The sequence below is a fragment of the Ectothiorhodospira haloalkaliphila ATCC 51935 genome (assembly GCF_000633935.1).
Taxonomy (GTDB): domain Bacteria; phylum Pseudomonadota; class Gammaproteobacteria; order Ectothiorhodospirales; family Ectothiorhodospiraceae; genus Ectothiorhodospira; species Ectothiorhodospira haloalkaliphila.
On record NZ_KK214995.1, the window covers coordinates 37,408 to 58,450 of the forward strand.

Consider the following 21,043-nt stretch of genomic DNA (forward strand, 5'->3'; position numbering starts at 1 on the left):
CTTGCGCGCATAGCTGCCGTGGCGGGCAAAGCCACAGCCCCCGGCAGGATGCAGCGGACAACACGTCAGGCTTGCTTTCAACCAGCCTTGCTGGGTAACGTATTGTTCGCCGGTCAAAGGCGTTCTCAACCGCAATAGCACACCGGCCACCGGCCCGCACGGCGGCTACCGGTGGCGGGCCACTTTTATGGGTTGGCCTCAGATCATGCCCCTGTCCGCCCCGATCCGCCAGCCCGGTGAATCAATCCGGGCACTTCGCCTCACACCCGACTCACACTCTGCCACCACGCTGGCTCTATCAACGAGGAAATAATCCGCTTCAGATCAGGCGGTGATCAGCGATTTGGGGTGGGAAACAACATCTGGTCCTGCATGTTGGTGTAGTTCGTGTCGGTACGGCCCTCATTGACGTAATCCCGGGAGCGGCTTTCCTCCATCCATCCCAGTTCCAGTTCACCCTGCAGGGTGGGACTGATCTCGTGGCGTAGTGTCACTCCCAGGTTATACACGTCCGCCTCGTCCAGGCGCTGTTCATCGAAACGGTAGATATCCTGGATGTTACGGACGGGCGAGTTGGGTCCACCGTGCTCGGAGGGAAGCCGTCGTTGCCCGGTGACCCCTACCTCTGCAGAGGTGCTGCTCTCATAGGCATTGCGTGTGCTGGCGTTGGCCAGCACGCTGACCTGCGTGCGCTCATTGCCGCCGAGCAGGTTGGCGCTGGCCGAGAACCGCTCCGCGCCACCGCCATCGCGCATCCCCGCCTGCACGTCCACATCCGCCTCGAAGCCGGTGCGGGGCTGGCGGGTGATGATATTGATCACGCCACCCAGGGCATCGGAGCCATACAGCACGCTGCCCGGGCCCTTGAGGATCTCGACCCGCTCAATCTGTCCTGCCGTGAGGCGGTTGAGCTCGTAGCGCCGGCTCGGCTCACCCGAGATGCGGCGTCCGTTGATCAGGAACACGGTGTCATCCCGGCTGGCGCCCCGGATGGAGGCCAGGGTGCCATCGGCACTCACATACAGCCCGGAGTGGTTGCGCAGCACGTCGCCGAGCAGCACGGAACCGCTGTTCTGGATGTCTGCAGCGGTGATCACCTCCACCGATGCCGGGCTGCGCTCCAGGGCCCGTTCGGTGCGGGTGCCCGCCGTGACGGTTACTGTTTCCAGCGATATTGCAGAAGCCTCGGGTACGGGCTGGCTGGCTTGAGCGTGGGCGAGGGTGGGCAATAAAACCGCCATCGCGCCGGCCAGGGGCGTCAGACGGGGTTTGCGGAAGACAGTGCTGAACCGGCGGTCCCGGTGGGATGCGAGAAAGTGAGGCATGGGGCGATCCGTGAAAGGGGCCTGGCTGGCTCACCGGTGACGGCCGGTTGGCGGGCTTGGCTGCTGCGCTTGGAGGGGTTGGAATAAGAATTATGTGCGTCATGATAATCCTTGGTTGGGTGCAGCGTCATTGATATTGGCCAAACCAGAGCATTACCAGCCCGCCGTACCCGGCCCGCCCTTGAAGGGGCCCTCGATCTCGCTGGTGATCCAGCCGCCGTAAAAGCTGCCCTGCTGCGCCTGCACCTGCTCATCGTCCACGTAACAGGCCTCGACCCGGCCCGCGTAGAAGGAGACAAACCCGGCAATGTCGCGATGGGAGGCTGTGGGGTGCGCATAGGCCCAGCACACATCGCGGATGGTGCCGTCCGGTGTGCGCAGGTTCCAGTAGCGGGCCTGCCCCTTGAATTCGCAGTACGTGCTTGTGTCGCTGGGCTCCAGATTTGACCAGTCGACGCTGTCCGGGGGCAGGTAGTAGCAGGGCGGGTGGGATGTCTCCAGTACCCGAAAGGCCTGCCGGGTCTCGGCCAGAACCTGGCCATCATGGATCACCATCAGGTGGCGCTGCGTCGGCTCCACTCGGGGTGGACGCGGATAGTCCCAGACGGATTCCCGGGGGTGGCTCTTGGTCATGGTGGTCTCCTCAATTCATCTCCAGCCGGTGCGTGGTTGGAGCGTCGGCCGATCCGCCTGGTTCCTTCGTGTGGCTTCCGGGCCTGGTTCCAAAGACATGTCCGTGTCCATGGTATTTTTGGCCGGCGAGCTGCAATAGGATCTCAGGTTACTGGCAACACATGTCGATGGATCGTTCGTTCAATATGATCTCACCGCATTCCACCTCGCAGAGCGCTGATCAATATGACCACGCCGAGCCCCGACGTGCTTTGGTCCTCACTGGCGGGGGCGCCCGGGCGGCCTATCAGGTGGGCGTGCTCAAGGCGATTGTGGATCTTCGTGGCACGGAGGGTCCCACTCCGATGCCGATTCTGTGCGGGGTGTCGGCGGGAGGCATCAACGCCGCGGTACTGGCGGTGCTCGCCAGGGATTTCAGGGCCGGGGTCGAGAGCATGGAGACCATCTGGGGGAATTTCCGTGCTCACCAGGTGTATCGGGCTGATGCAGGTGCCTTGCTGTCTTCGGCGCTGCGCTGGAGCCTGTACCCGCTGGCCGCACGTTTCCCGCGCTTTCGCCCCCTGGCGGTTCTGGACAACGCGCCGCTTCGGCAGCTGCTCACCCGTACGCTGGATTTTTCGGCCCTGGAAGAGGCCATCGCTGACGGCCATTTGCGTGCCGCCAGCGTGTCCGCGTTTGGATATGCCTCCGGCGAGAGTCTCACGTTCTACCAGGGGGTGGGAGAGATCGAGCCATGGCGACGGGCCAAGCGAGTCGGTATTCCGGCACAACTGGGCATCGATCACCTCATGGCCACCAGTGCCATTCCTTTTGTCTTTCCTGCTGTGCGTCTTGACCGGGAATATTTTGGCGACGGTTCCATGCGACACCTGTCGCCCATCAGCCCGGCGATCCACCTGGGGGCCGATCGGGTGCTGGTGATCAGTTCCTGGAAGTTACAGGAAGACCCCTGGGAGCGGGGTGAAGCCTATCCTTCGCCGGGGCAGGTGGCCGGACATGCCCTGTCCAGCATTTTTCTGGATGGCCTTACCGTGGATCTGGAGCGGATGGAGCGTATCAATGCCACCTTGAGGGCGACGGGTCGGCAAACCCTTCGCTCCGGCGGTGTGGAATTAAGGCCGATCCAGGCCCTGGTGATCGCTCCGTCGGAGGACCTTGCGGCAGTGGCCGTTCGCTATCGGCGTGAATTACCGCGCCTGATGCGGGCGGCCCTGTACCCGCTGGGAGCCATGCATCCCGAACGCTCGGAGTTGCTTTCCTACCTGCTCTTCGAGGCCGGCTTCACGCGTGAATTGATCCGACTGGGGTATCGGGATGCCATGGATCGTCGCCAGGCATTGAGAGGGTTCATGGGCTGGGCTAATGAGGATTTGCCGGATGATCGTTGACGTGGGTCAAGTCACAGTTTAACTTCCATTGACAGAACCCATGGTTGTAAGGAGCCCGCCGTGAGTGCCCTGCCCGATATTGCCCAGCCAGACGTTACGCAGACCGAGGTTACTCTTCAAACCCTGCGCCACCGTTACCAGGCGGTCCGGGATCACAGCGTTGCCCTGGCGGCACCGTTGTCCGCCGAGGACATGACGGTGCAGACCATGGCCGACGTGAGCCCCACCAAGTGGCATCTGGCGCATACCACCTGGTTTTTCGAAAATTTCATCCTGCATCCCCACGCAAAGGGTTATCGCCGATTCAATGAACGTTACGGTTACCTTTTCAACTCCTATTATTACACAGTGGGGCAGATGCACCCCCGTCCGCAACGCGGCCAGATCACGCGCCCCGGCGTCGACCAGATCATGGCCTACCGTGCCTATGTGGATGAACACCTGCTGAACTTGCTGGGTGAACGTGGAGACGATCCGGAATTGGCGCAACTGGTCACGCTTGGACTGCACCATGAGCAGCAGCACCAGGAGCTGATGCTCACGGACATCAAACATGTGCTGGCTGCCAATCCACTGTGTCCGGCCTACCGTGATGGCTCGCTTTCCGCGGTGGTATCCATGGCACCCCTGGAGTTCCTGCCCGGGTCCAGGGAGTTGGTGGACATCGGTTCCGAGGGGGCCGATTTCTGTTTCGATAACGAGCGCCCGCGGCATCGGCAATGGCTGGAACCTCATCGGTTGGGGGACCGCCTGATTACCAACGGTGAATTCCTGGAATTCATTCGCGACGGTGGCTACCGCACCCCGGAACTCTGGCTTTCCGACGGCTGGGCCACCGTGCAGGCCCAGGGTTGGGACCGCCCGCTTTACTGGAACCGGGAGTACAACTCGGAGTTCACTTTGCTGGGCGAACAGGCCCTGGATCCATCCCGCCCCGTGTGCCATGTGAGCTACTACGAGGCCGACGCCTTTGCCCGCTGGGCCGGCGCCAGGCTACCCACCGAGGCCGAATGGGAGACCGCCGTTGAACAGGCCGGGATCGAACCGGTGGGGCAGGGCGGGCATTCTGCCTTTCATCCCGACGCCGCACAGGGCAGTGGCCTGCGCCAGTGTTTTGGCGACGTATGGCAGTGGACCTCCAGCCCCTATGTGCAATACCCCGGTTACCGGGCGCCCGCCGGGGCCATTGGGGAGTACAACGGCAAGTTCATGTGTAACCAGATGGTGCTGCGCGGCAGCTCCTGCGTGACCCCGCCCGGGCACGCTCGAATCACCTATCGCAATTTCTTCTATCCCGGAGACCGCTGGCAGTTCATGGGGATCCGGCTGGCCAAGGATATCGACTGATGCCGGCAAACGCACAACGCCTCAATTCCCCCGCCGACGAGCGGGAAGTGTTCCTGCAGGACATGCTCACGGCCTTGTCGGGGCGCCCGAAGCAGACCTCGCCCAAGTACTTCTACGATGAGGTGGGTTCGCGCCTGTTCGATCGCATCTGCGAGTTGCCCGAGTATTACCCCACGCGCACCGAACGTCGGATCCTCGAGCAGCATGGCGCCGAGATGGCCCGGGTCCTGGGGCCACGCGTGATGCTGGTGGAGCCGGGCAGTGGCAGCAGCACCAAGGTACCGCTGATCCTGAAACACCTGCGGGAACCCGCTGCTTATGTGCCCATGGAGATTTGTCTGGAGCACATGGTGGCCAATCTGGGGCCTCTGGAGGCCGCTTTTCCGCAACTGGAGATCCTGCCGGTGGCGGCAGATTTCACCCGGCCATTCTCGCTCCCCACGCCGCGGCTGCGGGCGCGGCGCCGGGTGGTGTTCTTTCCTGGCTCCACATTGGGCAATTTCACCCCCGAAGAGGCGCGGCAGTTGCTGCGTACCCTGCGCCGGGTCGTCGGTCACGGGGGCGCGGTGTTGCTGGGGGTGGATCTGCAAAAGCCGTCCGAAGTGCTCATCCCTGCCTACGATGATGCCCAGGGCGTCACTGCCGCCTTCAATCTCAACCTGCTGGAGCGTGCCAACCGGGAGCTGGGTGCGGACTTCAATATCGGCAATTTCAGCCACCGGGCGGTGTGGAACGCGGACGCTGGACGCATCGAGATGCATCTGGTCAGCCGTTGTCCGCAGGCAGTGCACCTGGCTGGCGAGACCTTTCACTTCGCCACGGATGAGGCCATCATCACCGAATACAGCCACAAATACACTCAGCCGGCCCTGCAGTCGCTGGCGGCCGAAACAGGCTTTGCCCTGCATCGCACCTGGGAGGACGAGAAAGGCTGGTTCAGCCTTCAGTACTGGGTGGCAGTGGACTGAACGACCCGCCGCGTCCGTTCAGGAACCAATCGGATGTCCGGTCCGTTGGCTTGCAAATGATTGGGGGCGGCTTCACCACCGACGCAGTCCGCGGGGGTGGGGATACCACGGATGCCAGGGGTCATACCAAGGGTCGTAGAAGTACGGAGGGGGGTGACGGTACGATCGGTCGGTTCGTGGCTCAGGCCACAAATGGTGTCCGGTTGTGCGCACGCGTACATAGTCGTATTTGTGCTCACCCACAGGGCGCGTGGCGATCCCGTCGATGGTTCCGGTCACGGTGAAGGCGCGCCCGGGGGTATGAATGGCAGGATCGAGGAAGCCCTCCACCACAGCGAGAAAACGGCCGTCGCTGCCGTCCCCGGAATGTGGCCGCCCACGGTTATCCAGTTGACGAGAGACCACCTCAACCAGGCTGCCGTGCTCCTGGTTTTCCACCCCGGCGATCGAGCCACCCCAGCGCACCTGCGCTCCCTGGAAGCGCTCAGCGTTGCCTCGTACCTCTGTGAGGTGTGGACTGTCCGGGCCCGTTGCGGGTATGCCCTCGGGCGTTGCGGCGCAAGCCACCAGTGCCACCGAAGCCAGCAGAATGGGGAGCAGCAGTGTGCGCATGGGAATGACCTGAGAAGCGGCCTGGTATGCCTGTACTCCGTTGAGACCACCGCGTTGGGTGCAGGTTCGCTTATCTGATGGACCGAGGAAAATCGAGCGTCTGGGATTTTCTTGTGCTGGATCACTATCGTGGAAATTATCCTCGTGTAGTGTCTGCTCCGAAGTCTGTGATCGCGTTGAATCGACGCGGTATTTGCCAATAGGTCTCATTTGGAGGGAATTTAAATGGTTGACGAAACGAAAGGTTCGCTCTCGGGGCTGAACGAAGAAGAGGCCATGGAGTTTCATGGTGTCTTCATGACCAGCATGATGGGTTTTCTGGCGGTTGCCGCGGTGGCCCACGTTCTGGCCTGGATGTGGCGTCCCTGGGGTGTGGCTTGGTAAGACCCTTCGCCTGAATGGCGAATCAGGTCTGAAGCACTACTCTCAGCGAAGCAGTAAAAGCAGTTTCTTTCCGATATAGGAGATTTCACTATGTGGCGTACTTGGCTGCTGTTCGATCCGCGCAGAGCGCTGGTTGCCCTGTTTGCATTCCTGGCCGTGCTGGCCCTTTTGATCCACTTCATCCTGTTGAGCACCGAGCGCTTCAACTGGATGCATACCGCCTCTCTGGTCGACACGGTCGAGCAGGTCGCGGTTGAGCAAACGGGCAAGTCAACCCTGGGCTGAACTGGCCTCAAGGCGTTTGATGCCCGACTGCTGGGCGGGATTGCTCTGTCATTTGCATCCCGCCCAGCCTCGGGGAAACCCCCTGAAAAACCCCGCCTCTTTCTGGTCCCGGCCGTTGAAGGACCGTCGCTCTCCAGCGGCTACCTGCCTGTGACCCCAGTTGTTTGACTCGCCTGGTCCCTTGAAAGGGGGCCGTCCTCCTTTTGAGCCTTTTGCAGCAGCGCATCCAGCACGCTCAAGAAGTGCTCCACGTCCAGGGGCTTGGTCAGGTATTCGTCAAAGCCTGCGCTGATACCCCGCTCCACGTCGCGTTCGGTGGCAAAGGCCGTGAGCGCCATGACCGGGATGCGGGTCGTATCCGGGCTGGCGCGCAGCCGCTTGAGTACCTGGTAGCCATCCAGTTCGGGCATGTTGATGTCCAGCAGGATCAGGTCCGGTGCATGGGCGGTGGCCAGCTCCAGGCCCAGGCCCGGATCGGGGGCGCTGAGCAGGCGCAGATGAGGGCGGCGGGTGAGGATCTGCGCTACAAGTCGCAGATTGGCCGGATTGTCGTCGATATGCAGTACGGTGTGGGTCTGGGTTGCATCCCCCATGGGTGCGGGCTGGCTGCTGGGTTCCATGCGGCTCACCTCGACGGACTCCTGAACCCCCTGGGGCAGGCGCAACCAGAAAGTGCTGCCCTCTCCTGGCTGGCTGTCCACGCCAATCTCTCCTCCCATGACCTCCATCAGTCGACGGCTGATGGCCAGCCCGATTCCCGTGCCCTCAACGCCCTCCATGCACCCCTCCAGGCGGCTGAAGGGCTGAAAGAGTTGGTCGAGCTTGTCTGGAGAAATGCCCTTGCCCGTGTCAGTCACGCTGATGCGTAGCCATCCCTCGAAATCCGAGCGGATATCCAGGCGCACATCACCGCCATCCCGGTTGTACTTGATGGCGTTGGAAAGCAGGTTGATCATCACCTGCTTGAGTCGTATACGGTCGGCCAGGACCACGCAATCCTCGTCGTGGCCCGGGTCGATGCGGATCTGTCGGGCGTCGGCCAGGGGGGTGAGCAGCATCAGGCACTCGCGCACGAGTTCCCTCAGGGGGATGCTTTCGATGGATAGTTCCACCCGGCCAGCCTCCACGCTGGCCAGATCCAGCACTTCATTGATCAGGTCCAGCAGATGACGACCGCCTTTGAGGATCTCGCCCACGCTGTCAGCCTGGATCTCATCCAGTGTGGGATCGGTCTCCAGTAACTGGGCAAAACCGAGCACGGCATTCATGGGGGTGCGCAGCTCATGGCTCATGTTGGAGAGAAATTCGGATTTGGCGCGACTGGCCCGTTCGGCTTCTTCCTTCGCCCGGCGCAGATCTTCCTCCGTCTGCTTGCGTTCGCTGATGTCCTTGTGGCTGATCACTAACTGTCGACCGGATGTGGGTCCCCCGTCCAGAGGGGTGGCCAGTACCATGAAGGCCGTACCAGCGATTCGGTATTCGTCCTCGAAATGGGGCATCTGGCCGCGCAGAACCTGCCGGATACCCGTCGCGACCCGTCGCGCCTCGTCCGCTGATTCACCCTGAACCGCGCTGCATAGCGAGAAATAGTTGACGCCCTGTCCCACCGGGTCCTGGGCGCCTTGGTGATGGCGACTAAAATCATCCCATGCACGGTTTACGGCGATGATCGTGCCCTCGTGATCCAGCACGCAGATGCTGGAGCGCAGCGAGTCGATGATGGCCTGGGTGAAGGCCAGCGTTTTGGCTTCGCGCTCCTGGGCGGCGGTTTCGATGGACCGGCGCTTGCGCTCCCGCTCCATCTGGTGCAGCGCATGGGACGTGTCCTCGACGATGCCTCGCAGAGAGTGCAGAACATCCTCGGTGAACAGGTCCTTGTCGCGCCCCATGAAGCTGGCCAGGCCCAATAGTTCATCGCCGCGGAACAGCACGAAATGGACGCAGGTACGTATGCCGTTGGCGCCCGCCCATTCCCGCCAGGCCTCGGGCGTATCGGGGGACTCGCAATCCTTGCAAAGCAAGGGACGGTCGTTCAGGCATTCCCAGGGATTGCCACGCAGTATTTCCCAGGTCTCTTGCAGGGGCAGTTCCCGGGCCTGCTCCTCGGTCAGTCCATGGACCACGGGCTTTTTCAGTTGGGCATCGCCCCGGTGGCGCAGGCTGATGGCACAGGCATCCAGGCCCCCCTGTTCCACGACGATGCTGGCCGTGCGATGCAATAAAGTCCCTTCGTCATCGATGCGGTTGATGCATTGATTCACCTGGGTGCGGGTCGCATACAGCCGGAAGATCTGCTCGAGACGCGCTTGGGCCAGCTTGCGCTCGGTGATGTCGCGATTGACGCCGCGTCGACCCAGGTAGGTGCCGTCGTCGTCCACCACCGGTTGGCAGTGGTGTTCGATCCAGCGGATCTCGCCATCCGGGCGATGCACGGCAAACTCCAGAGCCATATGGGGCAGATCGCCCTCTTGATGGGTCACCTGCGCCAGGTGCTGGCGCCAGCGCTGGGCATCCTCCGGACTGAAGAGCGTGTACATGAGGTCCGGATCCTTCAGGAAGGCCTCCGGGGGATAGCCACTGATGTCCTCACAGCCGGGAGAGACATAGACATACCGGCCATCGGCCCCGTACCAGTAATCCCAGTCCGGTGAGTGCTGGGCGGCAATGCGATAGCCGCGTTCGCTCTCGCGCAATTGCTCATGGGCAATGCGCAACTCCTCCTCATGACGCACCCGCTCGGTGAGGTCCACCAGGGCGCAGGCGAATTCCACATCCCGGCCGTCGCGGCCGGGCAGGCGTGCCACGTGCAGTTCCCCCGGGAAGTGATCCCGCTGCGCGGGGCTGGCACTAAAACGGATGTTTGCCAGCCGGGCCTGGCCTTCTCGCGCAGCCTGGCGCAGGGCCACCTGGACGATGGTCTCGTGCTCACGATCCACCAGGCTGCACAGCCGTTTCCGGCGCAGATGGCTCACGTCGAGCCTGAACACCTTTGTGGCCTCCTCATTGGCCTCAAGGATCATGCCGCTTTGATCCACCACCAGGGATGCCATGGGCAGGCCGCCGAAGAAGGCAGCGTAGTTATCCAGTAACCGCTGGGTGACAAACTGGGATTCGCGCAGCTCGGCGTTCTGGATCTCCAGTTCCGACTCATACACGCTGAGGGTCTGTACCAGCTCGGCCAGGCTCACTTCACCCTGTTTGAGCAGATCCTCGGCCTGTTCGAAATCACCCTGCTCAACGGCATGCTGAGCGCGTTTCAGGGCATGATTGGAATGGACATCGTCTTGGGTCATTGCCGGCAATCTTGAGGCCGTGCGGGCACGGCATGAGCAGAGGCCATGGTTCCGGCATGGCCTGCGGATAGCCCAGAGTCCTTTTTATGGCGGTGCGTGGAGTTTACCGAGTGAGGGTGGGGGATACAATTCGTCATGGCAAGAAAAAAGCCGCCAAGGTTTCCCTTAAGCGGCTGTTTTTCTTACTGCATTTGGTGGGCGGTACTAGGATCGAACTAGTGACCCCTGCCGTGTGAAGGCAGTGCTCTACCGCTGAGCTAACCGCCCGATACGAGAGAAGCGCAGATTATAGGGAGGGCAGTGAGGGTCGTCAATACCTGATTTTCAGGTCGATATGTTCGGGCCTCGAGAGGCATCCTGGCCGGTCCCCACAGGCGGTACCCTGAGCACATGCTGGGCCTCCTGCAGGGTGAAATCCAGGAAGGCTTGTCCCACTTGCGAAAAGCGTTTGCCACGTGGGTAAACCACATACCAGTGCCGCCGAATGGGGAAGCCTTCCACGTCCAGCACCACCAGCCGGTTCAACAGCAACTCCATCTCCAGGGTATGCAGGGACAAGACGCCCAGGCCCATGCCTGCCTCCACCGCCTGCTTGATGGCCTCGCTGCTGTGCATCTGCTGTGCTGCGCGCAGGGCCACGCCGTGCTCCGCAAAAAAGCGTTCGGCGGCGCCACGGGTTCCCGAACCTGTCTCACGCATGACAAAGCACTCCCCCGAGAGACGGCTCAGTGGGATGTCCTTCTCGTTGGCCAGGGGATGCTCCGGTGGTGCGATGATCACCAGAGGGTTTTCCATGAAGGGGTGGGCCATGGGCTCTGATGTGGGGGGTTGTCCCATGATGGCCAGATCCATGGCATTGATGGCCAGCCGGTTCAGCAGTTCCTCCCGGTTGCTCACCTCCAGGGTGACCGAGACCCCCTGATGACGATTGCAGAAGGCGGCGATGAGCCGGGGCACGAAGTAGTTGGCGGTGCTGGCCGCTGCGATGGTGAGATGGCCGCGACGCAGACCTTTCATCTCGTCCAGCACCATTTCCACCTCTGCCAGTTGTGCGGCGATGGCACAACTGTAGTGGTAGAGCTCACGGCCAGCGTCGGTCAGATGGATGCGTTTGCCGATCTGTTCGAACAGCGGCAGGCCCACATGCTCCTCGAGCTGCTTGATCTGCATGGAGACGGCGGGCTGGGTGAGATGGAGTTCCTCCGACGCCCGCGTATAGCTCAGGTGACGGGCCACGGCCTCGAAGGCCTTGAGTTGGCGGAAAGTGAAGTTCATCGTCAGTGTTATCCGGCGCCATGATCATCCAGCAGGGGGATGCCTATCAACGCATCGTTTCGTGACCCGGTCGCAGCTTCAGAAGGGGCTCGTGTCGCCACCGTCGTATTCCACTGCCGTGGTCTCGTACATGGCATCTTCCGCTTCCTTGTTCATCACGATGATGCTGATGCGCCGGTTGATGGGATCCTGGGGATTGTCCCTGTTGAACAGCACCGTGGAACCCAGGCCCATGACGCGGCCCACCTTGTCGCTTTCCATGCCGCCTGCCACGAGCGCCCGCCGTGCCGCATTGGCCCGGTCGGTGGACAGTTCCCAGTTGGTGTAGTCGGCACTGGGGAAGGGGCGGGCGTCGGTATGCCCGGTGATGGTGACGCGATTGGGCACGGCGTTGATGATGGCACCCAATTCGCGCAGGATCGCCTGGGAATAATTCAGAAGACGATCACTGCCCAGGTCAAACATGGGGCGGTTTTCGCGATCCACGATCTGTATCCGCAGACCCTCGGGCGTGATGTCCAGTAACAGTTGATCCTTGAAGGGCTCCAGGGCCTGGCTCTTGTCCAGTGCTTCTTCCAGCACTTCCATCAATGATTCCAGGCGCTCCTCGTCCTGTTCGCGTGCCATTTCCTCGGCACGATCCATGTCGATGGTCCCTTCAAAATCAATGATGGATGGAGAAGCGCCGTCACCCTCGGTGGGGTAGGGGGGCGTGGGGCTGATCCCCATGGCAGCCGACGGGTTCTGGAAATATTCCGAGATGGCGGCTTTTTGCCGATCATCGGTCATCCCCAGAATCCAGAGCAACAGGAAGAACGCCATCATGGCGACAGCAAAGTCCGCAAAGGCGATCTTCCAGGCGCCACCATGGTGGCCTGCCTTCTTGATCACCCGCTTGATGACGATGGGTTGCTTCTTGTCTTCGGCCGCCATGGGCCCTTACTCCTTGGCGCCGCGCAGGTGGGATTCCAGTTCCGCGAAGCTTGGGCGCAGGTCCGACGCCATGGCCTTGCGGCCGAACTCCACCGCTACCTGAGGGCTGTAACCCTGGACGTTGGCGAGAATGCAGGCCTTGAGACAGGCGAAGAACTTGGCTTCCTCCTCGGCCCGGCGCTCGAGCGCGGAGCTCATGGGCCCGACGAAACCATAGGCAAGCAGGATACCGGTGAAGGTTCCCACCAGTGCGGCCGCCACGAGACCACCGATCTTGTCGATGGGACCGTCCAGGGCGCTCATGGTGTTCACGATGCCGAGCACCGCCGCGACGATACCAAAGGCCGGCAGGCCATCGGCCACCCGGGCCACCGCATGGGAGGGCTCGGCCACCTCCTCGTGGTGGGTTTCCAGGTCGATGTCCATGAGGTTGTCCAGTTCGAATGGATTCATGGCCCCGCTCACCACGAGACGCATGTAGTCACAAATGAACTCCACCGCATGATGATTCTTCGCAATACGGGGGTACTTCTCGAAGAGTGGGCTGCTCTCGGGTTCTTCGATGTCCGCCTCGATGGACATCAGGCCTTCCTTGCGGGCCTTGGAAAACATCTCGTACATCAGGCCGAGCAGTTGAAGATAGTCGTCCTTCGTATAGGTGGAACCGCCCATGAGCCTGGGGATCGCCTTGAACACCTGGATGATGGTCTTCATCGGGTTGGCGATGACGAAGGCGCCCAGTGCCGCCCCACAGATGATGACAAACTCGTACGGCTGCCAGATGAGGATCAGCTGCCCGCCGTGCGCCGCCCAGCCACCCAATACGGCGACGGTAACGATGATTGAGCCAATGATCAGATTCACGAGCCGCTATCCTCCGGGTTGGCGCGATGACTGCGGGGCTGGCTTGCCGAGAAAAAACCACGCGATAATAACGCAATCAAGACGCCCGTCACACTCATTAGGTATTAGGAGCCACATTGATGGACAGACAATCGCTGGCGGACTGGGTGCATCACCTGGGTGATCGGGACCTGCCGCTGCTCCAGGGAACCGCCGCCATCTTGTCCATTGTGGACGCCAACCCTCAGATGAGCATGCGAGCGGTAGGGCGCCTGGTGCAGCGGGATCCGGGGCTGGCCCTCAAGCTCATTCGGGTGGCCAATGGCGTACCCCATCGTCACTTTCGCACCGAGGTGGTGGCCCTGGACGAGGCCGTGATGATGATTGGCACCGACGGGCTGAAACGGGCCATCCAGGAACTTGAAAAGCTGCCGGATGTGCTCTCCACGAATGCCCAGTCCTATTACCGTTACCTGGCGGGCAGGGTGGCCTACGCGGCGACGCTTGCGGAGGCCTGGGCGGAAAACCGTCACGACATGATCCCCTCCGAGGTGGGTTTGGCGGCGCTGTTGTATGACCTTGGGGAACTGGTCTGGACGATCCATGACGAGCGGCGCATGGCGCGCTACATGGAGCTGGTTCGTGACGGACAGGTGCTGCCCCATGAAGCCGAGTACGTGGCCCTGGATGTCAGCCTGGAAACGGTGGGTCATGCCCTGGCGGAGCGCTGGCAACTGCCGGCCATGGTGCGCGAGTGCATGTGTCCTGCCAACGCCCGTCATGCCCGGGCCATGGGGGTCATGCTGGCCTCCAACCTGGCCCGGGATGCAATGGCGGCCTGGGACCACCCGGGCGTGGGGGGTAACCTGGACCAGGCGGCTCGGTATCTGGACTGTAGCTCCGAGGAGTTGGCGGACTACATCAATGGTGCCACCGAGCATTTCAATGCCCATGTGGATCTATACGGGCTGGATCCCGTTCCCTTGCTGGACGAGGAAACGATCAAGGCTTATCGGGAAAAGGGCGCCAGGCCGCCCGAGCCGGTATTCTGCCTCATGCCCCGGTCTGATCGGTATGAGCAGGCCCGCAGCCAATTGGCCTCCCATTCACTGGAGAACCGCGATCAGGTACTGGATGTGTTACTGGAGGGGTTGCACGAGGGCCTGGGGCTGAACCGGGTGGTATTCGCGCGACTCAGCGATATTGGTGACACCCTGTCGGCCGAGCGCATGGAGGGGACGGATCACGAGCCGGCCTTCAATCGTTTCGAACTCAATCTGGCCGGGGGGCACCTGATCGCGGTGATGATGAAGCGGCCCTCGGCCTTCTGGCTGAACCCCTCCAATTGTGACGAGGTCTGGCCGCGCGTACCCCACTCCATGCGCACCCTCATCGGTGTGCGAGAGTTCTTCGCCCATTCGGTGTTTGTGGGGGATCAGCCTTACGGCCTGGTCTATGCGGACCGCCGCTCAGAAGTCTGCGCACTGGATCGGCGGGCGCTGAAGGGTTTCAAGACGTTGGTTGAACTGGCCACTGCCCATCTGGAGTCGTTGCGACAGGCAGGGCGGGGGCGCCTCTGAGGGCACCCCCGCCAACTTGAGGGATTATTGCCCGTAACGGCGTTCGATGTACTGTTCCACCAGCACCTGGAACTCCTCGGCGATGCGTTCGCCCTTGAGGGTGACGGTCTTTTCGCCGTCCTCATAGACCGGTGCGATGGGCGTCTCGCCGGTTCCCGGCAGGCTGATGCCGATGTTGGCATGCTTGCTCTCGCCAGGGCCGTTCACCACGCAACCCATCACCGCCACGGTCATCTCCTCCACACCCGGATACTGCCGACTCCATTCGGGCATCTTGTGGCGGATGTAGTTCTGGATGTCCTGGGCCAGGTGCTGGAAGTAATCACTGGAGGTGCGGCCGCAACCGGGGCAGGCCACCACCGCGGGAAGGAATCGGCGCAGCTCCAGGCTTTGCAGGATCTCCTGGGCGACGATGACCTCCTTGGTGCGTTCCGCGCCCGGCTCCGGGGTGAGCGAAACACGGATGGTATCGCCGATGCCCTCTTGCAGCAGAACCGCCAGACCGGCGGTGGAGGCGACGATCCCCTTCACACCCATGCCGGCCTCGGTGAGGCCCAGGTGAAGAGGGTAGTTGCAGCGCGAGGCCAGGTCCTTGTAGACGCGGATCAGGGGCTGCACGCCGCTGACCTTGCAGGAGAGGATGATCCGGTCCCGGGGAAGGCCAATCTCCTCGGCCCGCGCGGCGCTGCCCAGCGCCGACTGGATCAAGGCCTCGCGATTGACGTCATGCATGCCCAGGGGCTGGGGTTGGCGGGCGTTTTCGTCCATCATACGGGCCAGCAGATCCTGATCCAGGCTGCCCCAGTTCACACCGATGCGCACCGGCTTGTCGTACTGGCAGGCCATCTCGATCATCTGTGCGAACTGGGTATCACGTTTGGCCCCACGGCCGACATTACCCGGGTTGATGCGCAGTTTGGCCAGTGCCTCGGCGCAGGCCGGGTACTTGCTCAGCAGCTTGTGGCCGTTGAAGTGGAAATCACCCACCAGCGGGGTGTTCACCCCCAGGGCATCCAGGCGTTCGCGAATCCTGGGAACGGCCGCGGCGGCCTCGTCGGTGTTCACGGTGATGCGCACCAGTTCGGAGCCAGCGCGGGCCAGGTCGGCCACTTGCCTGGCAGTGGCGTCAATGTCGGCGGTGTCGGTGTTGGTCATGGATTGAATGACCACCGGGGCGTCGCCACCCACCGTGACATGGCCCACGCGAACCGGAACGGTGGCATGCCGGCGGTACTCAGGATTGTTCGTCATCATGGTGTGCGGTACTGGCAGATTGAGGTGGAACAATGGTAGCAGGTTGCCCGCCACCCTTGTACGGGCGGGGGATGATCCTGCCACGGCAAAAAGGACATCGGGACGATTCAATGAACTTCACTTTCCTGCATGCGGCAGATCTGCACGTGGATAGCCCACTCAAGGGGCTGGACCGTTATGAAGGGGCGCCGGTGGAGCGTTTGCGCAACGCGACTCGCCAGGCCCTGGAGGCCTTGGTGGACACCGCCCTGAATGCCCGGGTGGACTTCCTGCTGCTGGCCGGAGACATCTACGACCGGGACTGGCAGGATTTTCATACCGGCCTTTTCTTCCGCGAGCAGATGGTTCGCCTGGAGCGAGGTGGGGTGCGGGTGTTCATGGTGCAGGGCAACCATGATGCCCAGGGGGTGATCAGTCGCCAGTTGCATTTGCCCGAAAACGTGACCGTATTCTCCAGCCGAACGGCACAGACAGAGCAGTTGGAGCCGCTCTCCGTGGCCATTCATGGCCGCAGCTTTCCCAATCGCGCCGTGGATGAGGACTGGGTACCTGAATACCCGGCACCGGTGGCCGGTTGCTTCAATATCGGGCTGTTGCATACCAGCCTGAGTGGGCGGCCGGGCCATGACCGTTATGCCCCTACCGATGTGGCCGCGCTCACCGCCAAGGGATACGACTACTGGGCGCTGGGGCATGTGCATCATCGCGAGGTGGTGTGTGAAAGCCCGCGCATCGTCTTTCCCGGTAACCTGCAAGGCCGTCATGCCAATGAAACCGGCCCCAAGGGCTGCGATCTGGTGCGGGTCACGCCCGCGGGTATCCAGTCCGAATTCACGCCCCTGGATGTGGTGCGCTGGCATCGGCTCACACTGGATGTCACCGATATCAAGGATATCGCCGCCTTCGTGCGCCGTGTCTCCAAGGCCCTGAAAGAAGCGCTGGACGGGGATCTGGAACGACTGCATGCGGTGCGTGTGCAACTCACCGGCATGAGTGCCTTGCAGGATCTTGAGGCCCGTCAGCCCGGCACGCTGGAAGCCCAGGTGCGGGCCGCCGCGCAGGACCTGAATGGGCCTCAGGTGTGGGTGGAACAGGTACGGGTGCGCCTGAGTCGTCCGCTGGAGCGGGGTCAGGTGGCGGCCCGGGATGACGCCGTGGGCGAGTTGCTGCGACTGGTGGATGAAATGATGGAGGATCCCGACAGGGCCGCTGAATTCCTGCAACAGCCGCTTGCGGGTCTTCTGGACAAGATCCCCGGCGAGGTGGAACTCCCTGACTGGGTGGAGCTGAAGGATGAACAGCAGGTGCGGGATCTGCTGCTGGATGCCGAATCCACCGTGCTGGCACGGCTGGGCGAGGCGGGGCAGGGCGAATCATGAAACTCATTCGGCTGGATCTTCAGGCCTTCGGGCCGTTCACCGACACGCAGATCGTCTTTGGCCAGGCCGATGATGGACGGGACGCCGACGGTCTGCACCTGATCTACGGCCCCAATGAGGCTGGTAAATCCTCGGCACTGCGGGCCATGACGGATCTGCGTTTTGGTATCCCGGTACGCAGTCGCGACAACTTCGTTCATGATTTCAACCGCTTGCGCATTGCAGGTGTGTTTGTGGATGCCCGGGGGGAGCCCGTCTATCTGGCGCGTCGCAAGGGGCGGGGCCTTACCCTGCACAGGCCGGACAGCAAGGACCACACCCTGACCGATGCGCCCGCGGCCACCCCGGAGCAGGAGCAGCAACTCACGGGTGGGCTGACGCGAGAGGCCTTCGAGGCCATGTTTGGCCTGGATCACCTGCGATTGCGCGAGGGCGGGGATCGCTTGCTCAAGGGGGAGGGGGAGCTGGGATCCGCACTGTTCGAGGCCAGCGCCGGCACCCGGGGCATCGCCGGCATACTCGAGGCCCTGGATACGGATGCCAAAGGTCTTTTCAGTTCACATGGACGGGCCACCCAGGCGGTGATCAATGAGGCCCGGTCGACCCTGGAGGGGCAGCGCAAGGTCCACAGGGATGCACTCACGCGACCCGCCGAGTGGCAAGCCCTGGAACGCAGTCATCAGCAGGCCCTGGAAGAACTCACCACCCTGGAGAAAACGCTGGAGGAAGCCCAGCGGCATGAGAAGGAGCTGGCGGGTCTGCGAACCGTGGCGCCGCTTCTGGAGGATCTGGACCGTTTGCGCAAGGAGCTTGCATCGCTTGACACCGTGCCCGACCTGGCGGCCGAGGCCCGCGAGCAACGCCTGTCGGCTCAGCAGGCTCGCGGCCGCGCCCGCCAGGATCTTCGGGATGCCGAGGCCCAGTGGCAGGAATGCGAACGCCGATTGCAGGCCCTGGTGATTGAAACCCCACTGCTGGAGCACGCGGCCACCATCGAGCGGTTGGCCGGGCGCCTGGAGACAGTCACCGAAGCCCGAGTGGAGCTTTACCGTCAGCAGGCTCGCGTGGAGCGGCTGGATGCCCGTCTGGCCGAACAGGCCCAACGCCTGGACCACAAGGCCGATGTGCAGAAGTTATTGAAACATCTGCCTTCAGCGGCCGATCGGGCTGCCCTGGAGGAGGACCTCAATCAGCTGGCAGTGATCGGGCCGCGTCTGGAGGACCGGCGGTCGCGCCTGGAGGCGCTGGAGACCGCCGAGCGGGAGGCGGAGCACGAGGCGGCAGCCCCCGAGGTGACGGCCAGCGAATCCCTTGCCCAGGCGCTGCATCAGGCCCGGGCCCTGGGTGAGGTGACCGCAGATACCCAGGCCGTGAAGCGGGATCTGGAGGATATGCACGGCCAGTTGCAGCAGCATCTGGCGGATATGGGGCAGACGGAGCTTCAGGCCGTGCGGGAGGCCCGGCCCTTGATGCAGGCTCAGTTGGATGAGGCCCGGAATGCCCGGGACGCGGTGGAGGACACCCTGCGGGCGCTCAACGAGGAGCAGGCGCGCCTGCAACGAGATCGGCAGGAGCAGGCCAGGCAACTGGAGCAGTTGACGGCAGGCGGTCGGGTGGTGACCCTCGATACCCTGCTCGAAGCCCGGGCGTGGCGCGATGCCCTGTGGTCGCGTCTCAGGCAGACCTACGTGGAAGGCAAGGGCGCTCCGGAAACGGCAATGCAGGATCTGGAACTGACGCGCCCCTTGCCGGAGAGCTTTGAGGCTGCTCAGGTGCAGGCCGATCATCAGGCAGATCAGCTCAGGGAGAATGCCGGGCAAGCTGCGCGCATCCAGGAATGCCAGGGCAGGATCAAGGCCATGGATGAACGCCATGGGGAGATCCAGGCCCGGCTTGCGCAAGGGCAGCGGGAGCGTGAGGCATGGATTGAACACTGGCAGGCGCGTTTGCAGGCTCAGGGACTGCCGGATCTTTCACCCGATGCCCTGGGGCAATGGCAGGCGCGCCGCGAGGCCCTGCTGGAACTGGCGAGACGACTGGAGAGGCTGGAGCGCAGCCAGACCGAGCGTGATGAGCAGCGTCGACAGGCCATGGAGGCACTGAGTCAGGCCTTGTGTGCCGTTGGCGAGCGCCCGGCTGGGACGGACCTGGCCACGCTGATCGAGCAGGCGGGTGCCTGGGAACGCCAGGCCACCGCCGCCCAGGGGCGCCGTCAGGAGCGAGAGCGCCACGCACGCATCCGGCAAAGGGATCGGGATGCATTGGTGCGGGACATCGACGCCATGGAGCGGTCTTGGCAGGCCCGCACCCGCGCCGTTTCCGCGTGGCATGAACGCCTGGGTCTGCCCGCGACGGCAGGACCAGCCACGGTACGCGCCCGGCTGGAGGAACTGGATGCCCTGGAGGCCCTGAGTGTCGAGCGGGAGGATCTTCTCGCCGCGCAAGCACGTCAGCAATCGCTGGTGCGGGACTTTCAGGATCAGGTGGCCAGTCTGGCCCATCTTCTGGGTGAACCCGCGCCCAGCTCGCCGGATGACCATGCGGGGCAGTTGCAGATGAGACTGCGGGTTGCCCGGGAGCGGGAGCATCAGCGGGCCATGGGACTTCAGGAGCAGGGCGCGGCCGCGACCGCTCGGGAGCGGGCCCGGCAAGAACTTGATACCCAGGCCAGGGTGCTTGAGGCCTTGTGCCAGGCGGCCGGTGGGGTCTGTGAGGACGATTTGCCCGAGATCGAGGCCAGAGCCGACCGCAAACGTCAGGTGCGTATGGGCCTGGAGGAGCGGCAGCAGCAGCTGGCCCTGGCGTCCATTCACTCGGAGGCGGACTTGCGACAGCGTCTGGAGGGGTTGGACGTGATCGCCATCGAAGCAGATCAGGCCCGTTGTCAGGGGGAGATCGAACGCCTGGGGCAGGCGGTGGCCGAGGCTCGCAGGGTGGAAGAACGTACCCGCAGGGAGCTTGAAGCGGTGGATACCTCCGGCGAGGCGGCCCGTGCCCGGGAAGCGATGGAATCGGCTGCCGCCCGTATCCAGGGGGCGATCCGGCCCTGGTTGCGCCTGCGTCTGGCCCATGGGTTGCTGCAGGAGGCGCTGCATCGATTCCGACAGCGTTCCCAGGCGCCCATGGTGGCGGCCGCCTCGAAGTATCTGGCGTTGATGACTCAGGGGCGCTATGCGCGCCTGGAGGCCGATGAATCCCAGGATGTGCCGGTGCTCAAGGCCATGCGGGATGACGGCACCCTGATCGGCGTGGATGCCATGAGTGAGGGGACCCGCGATCAGCTTTACCTGGCACTGCGCCTGGCGGCCCTGGAGTTGCGACGGGAGTCGCACCCCGGCATGCCGGTCATCCTGGATGATGTGCTCATGACTTCAGACGATGCCCGGGCCGGTTTGATCCTTCAGGCGCTGGCACGGTTCGCCGGAGAGGGGCAGGTGATGCTGTTCACTCATCACCGGCATTTGCTGGAGGTGGCCCGGGAAGCGGTGCAGGCCGATGCCCTGCACATCCATGAACTGGAGCGTGAGCGCGGCGTGGCTTGACG

The 21,043-nt window shown here is 63.0% G+C and carries 16 protein-coding genes and 1 tRNA gene; 8 read left to right on the forward strand and 9 right to left on the reverse strand.

The genetic code is table 11. The features are described 5' to 3' along the window. Positions 1–335 precede the first annotated feature (335 nt). Positions 336–1,325 carry a TonB-dependent receptor plug domain-containing protein gene (locus ECTHA_RS0100150; protein WP_025281019.1) on the reverse strand — a complete coding sequence of 330 codons (990 nt, stop codon included), beginning with the start codon at positions 1,323–1,325 and terminating at the stop codon, positions 336–338. A gap of 153 nt (positions 1,326–1,478) precedes the next feature. Further along, on the reverse strand, positions 1,479–1,958 hold the full coding sequence (locus tag ECTHA_RS0100155) for a DUF427 domain-containing protein (protein ID WP_025281020.1): 480 nt from the start codon (positions 1,956–1,958) through the stop codon (positions 1,479–1,481). A gap of 161 nt (positions 1,959–2,119) precedes the next feature. On the opposite strand from ECTHA_RS0100155, the gene ECTHA_RS16350 reads away from it, so the two are divergent. Genes ECTHA_RS16350 through egtD form a run of 3 tightly spaced genes read left to right on the forward strand, consistent with a single transcriptional unit; the run spans position 2,120 to position 5,661 of the window. Further along, positions 2,120–3,346, forward strand: a complete 1,227-nt coding sequence (locus ECTHA_RS16350; RefSeq protein WP_025281021.1) for a patatin-like phospholipase family protein — start codon at positions 2,120–2,122, stop codon at positions 3,344–3,346. A 60-nt stretch (positions 3,347–3,406) separates the two neighbouring features. Further along, positions 3,407–4,693 (forward strand): ergothioneine biosynthesis protein EgtB, encoded by a 1,287-nt coding sequence (gene egtB, locus ECTHA_RS0100165; RefSeq protein ID WP_025281022.1) that lies wholly within the window; start codon positions 3,407–3,409, stop codon positions 4,691–4,693. After that, on the forward strand, positions 4,693–5,661 hold the full coding sequence (gene egtD / locus ECTHA_RS16355) for an L-histidine N(alpha)-methyltransferase (protein ID WP_025281023.1): 969 nt from the start codon (positions 4,693–4,695) through the stop codon (positions 5,659–5,661). The genes egtB and egtD overlap by 1 nt, the downstream gene beginning before the upstream one ends. Before the next feature lie 72 nt (positions 5,662–5,733). Here egtD and ECTHA_RS19165 read toward each other — a convergent pair whose 3' ends face one another. Next, positions 5,734–6,273, reverse strand: a complete 540-nt coding sequence (locus ECTHA_RS19165; RefSeq protein ID WP_084306560.1) for a Slp family lipoprotein — start codon at positions 6,271–6,273, stop codon at positions 5,734–5,736. A 225-nt stretch (positions 6,274–6,498) separates the two neighbouring features. Here ECTHA_RS19165 and pufB point away from each other — a divergent pair, with 225 nt between their 5' ends. Both pufB and pufA read left to right on the forward strand, forming a co-directional pair. After that, on the forward strand, positions 6,499–6,657 hold the full coding sequence (pufB, locus tag ECTHA_RS0100180) for a light-harvesting antenna LH1, beta subunit (RefSeq protein ID WP_025281025.1): 159 nt from the start codon (positions 6,499–6,501) through the stop codon (positions 6,655–6,657). Positions 6,658–6,747: 90 nt separating this feature from the next. Then, positions 6,748–6,942: a light-harvesting antenna LH1, alpha subunit gene (gene pufA, locus ECTHA_RS0100185; RefSeq protein WP_025281026.1), complete on the forward strand. Its 195-nt coding sequence runs from the start codon at positions 6,748–6,750 to the stop codon at positions 6,940–6,942. Positions 6,943–7,082: 140 nt separating this feature from the next. Here the strand turns inward: pufA and ECTHA_RS18760 are convergent, their stop codons facing one another. The 5 genes from ECTHA_RS18760 to motA form a co-directional block, all read right to left on the reverse strand. Continuing rightward, complete coding sequence (locus ECTHA_RS18760) at positions 7,083–10,235, reverse strand: ATP-binding protein (protein WP_051582513.1); 3,153 nt, start codon at positions 10,233–10,235, stop codon at positions 7,083–7,085. 192 nt (positions 10,236–10,427) lie between these two features. Beyond that, positions 10,428–10,502, reverse strand: a tRNA-Val gene (locus ECTHA_RS0100195). 57 nt (positions 10,503–10,559) lie between these two features. Beyond that, positions 10,560–11,510 carry a LysR family transcriptional regulator gene (locus ECTHA_RS0100200; RefSeq protein WP_025281029.1) on the reverse strand — a complete coding sequence of 317 codons (951 nt, stop codon included), beginning with the start codon at positions 11,508–11,510 and terminating at the stop codon, positions 10,560–10,562. Positions 11,511–11,588: 78 nt separating this feature from the next. Then, positions 11,589–12,443: a flagellar motor protein MotB gene (gene motB / locus ECTHA_RS0100205; RefSeq protein ID WP_025281030.1), complete on the reverse strand. Its 855-nt coding sequence runs from the start codon at positions 12,441–12,443 to the stop codon at positions 11,589–11,591. Between the two features lie 6 nt (positions 12,444–12,449). Continuing rightward, positions 12,450–13,307, reverse strand: coding sequence for a flagellar motor stator protein MotA (gene motA, locus ECTHA_RS0100210; protein WP_025281031.1), 858 nt, complete (start codon positions 13,305–13,307; stop codon positions 12,450–12,452). Between the two features lie 119 nt (positions 13,308–13,426). On the opposite strand from motA, the gene ECTHA_RS0100215 reads away from it, so the two are divergent. Next, the gene (locus ECTHA_RS0100215) at positions 13,427–14,866 is read left to right on the forward strand and encodes an HDOD domain-containing protein (RefSeq protein ID WP_025281032.1); all 1,440 of its coding nucleotides are present in this window, start codon (positions 13,427–13,429) and stop codon (positions 14,864–14,866) included. Positions 14,867–14,890: 24 nt separating this feature from the next. Here ECTHA_RS0100215 and ispG read toward each other — a convergent pair whose 3' ends face one another. Further along, positions 14,891–16,120 (reverse strand): flavodoxin-dependent (E)-4-hydroxy-3-methylbut-2-enyl-diphosphate synthase, encoded by a 1,230-nt coding sequence (gene ispG, locus ECTHA_RS0100220; protein ID WP_128571862.1) that lies wholly within the window; start codon positions 16,118–16,120, stop codon positions 14,891–14,893. Between the two features lie 110 nt (positions 16,121–16,230). On the opposite strand from ispG, the gene ECTHA_RS0100225 reads away from it, so the two are divergent. Both ECTHA_RS0100225 and ECTHA_RS0100230 read left to right on the forward strand, forming a co-directional pair. Beyond that, positions 16,231–17,499, forward strand: coding sequence for a metallophosphoesterase family protein (locus ECTHA_RS0100225; protein ID WP_025281034.1), 1,269 nt, complete (start codon positions 16,231–16,233; stop codon positions 17,497–17,499). Further along, positions 17,496–21,041: an ATP-binding protein gene (locus tag ECTHA_RS0100230; RefSeq protein WP_025281035.1), complete on the forward strand. Its 3,546-nt coding sequence runs from the start codon at positions 17,496–17,498 to the stop codon at positions 21,039–21,041. The genes ECTHA_RS0100225 and ECTHA_RS0100230 overlap by 4 nt, the downstream gene beginning before the upstream one ends. Positions 21,042–21,043: the final 2 nt, after the last annotated feature.

Bases quoted from the DNA above. Each gene is read 5' to 3' on its own strand.
- ECTHA_RS0100150 (WP_025281019.1), bottom strand. From the start codon at position 1,325: ATGCCTCACTTTCTCGCATCCCACCGGGACCGCCGGTTCAGCACTGTC.
- ECTHA_RS0100155 (WP_025281020.1), bottom strand. From the start codon at position 1,958: ATGACCAAGAGCCACCCCCGGGAATCCGTCTGGGACTATCCGCGTCCA.
- ECTHA_RS16350 (WP_025281021.1), top strand. From the start codon at position 2,120: ATGTCGATGGATCGTTCGTTCAATATGATCTCACCGCATTCCACCTCG.
- egtD (WP_025281023.1), top strand. From the start codon at position 4,693: ATGCCGGCAAACGCACAACGCCTCAATTCCCCCGCCGACGAGCGGGAA.
- ECTHA_RS19165 (WP_084306560.1), bottom strand. From the start codon at position 6,273: ATGCGCACACTGCTGCTCCCCATTCTGCTGGCTTCGGTGGCACTGGTG.
- pufB (WP_025281025.1), top strand. From the start codon at position 6,499: ATGGTTGACGAAACGAAAGGTTCGCTCTCGGGGCTGAACGAAGAAGAG.
- pufA (WP_025281026.1), top strand. From the start codon at position 6,748: ATGTGGCGTACTTGGCTGCTGTTCGATCCGCGCAGAGCGCTGGTTGCC.
- ECTHA_RS18760 (WP_051582513.1), bottom strand. From the start codon at position 10,235: ATGACCCAAGACGATGTCCATTCCAATCATGCCCTGAAACGCGCTCAG.
- ECTHA_RS0100200 (WP_025281029.1), bottom strand. From the start codon at position 11,510: ATGAACTTCACTTTCCGCCAACTCAAGGCCTTCGAGGCCGTGGCCCGT.
- motB (WP_025281030.1), bottom strand. From the start codon at position 12,443: ATGGCGGCCGAAGACAAGAAGCAACCCATCGTCATCAAGCGGGTGATC.
- ECTHA_RS0100215 (WP_025281032.1), top strand. From the start codon at position 13,427: ATGGACAGACAATCGCTGGCGGACTGGGTGCATCACCTGGGTGATCGG.
- ispG (WP_128571862.1), bottom strand. From the start codon at position 16,120: ATGATGACGAACAATCCTGAGTACCGCCGGCATGCCACCGTTCCGGTT.
- ECTHA_RS0100225 (WP_025281034.1), top strand. From the start codon at position 16,231: ATGAACTTCACTTTCCTGCATGCGGCAGATCTGCACGTGGATAGCCCA.
- ECTHA_RS0100230 (WP_025281035.1), top strand. From the start codon at position 17,496: ATGAAACTCATTCGGCTGGATCTTCAGGCCTTCGGGCCGTTCACCGAC.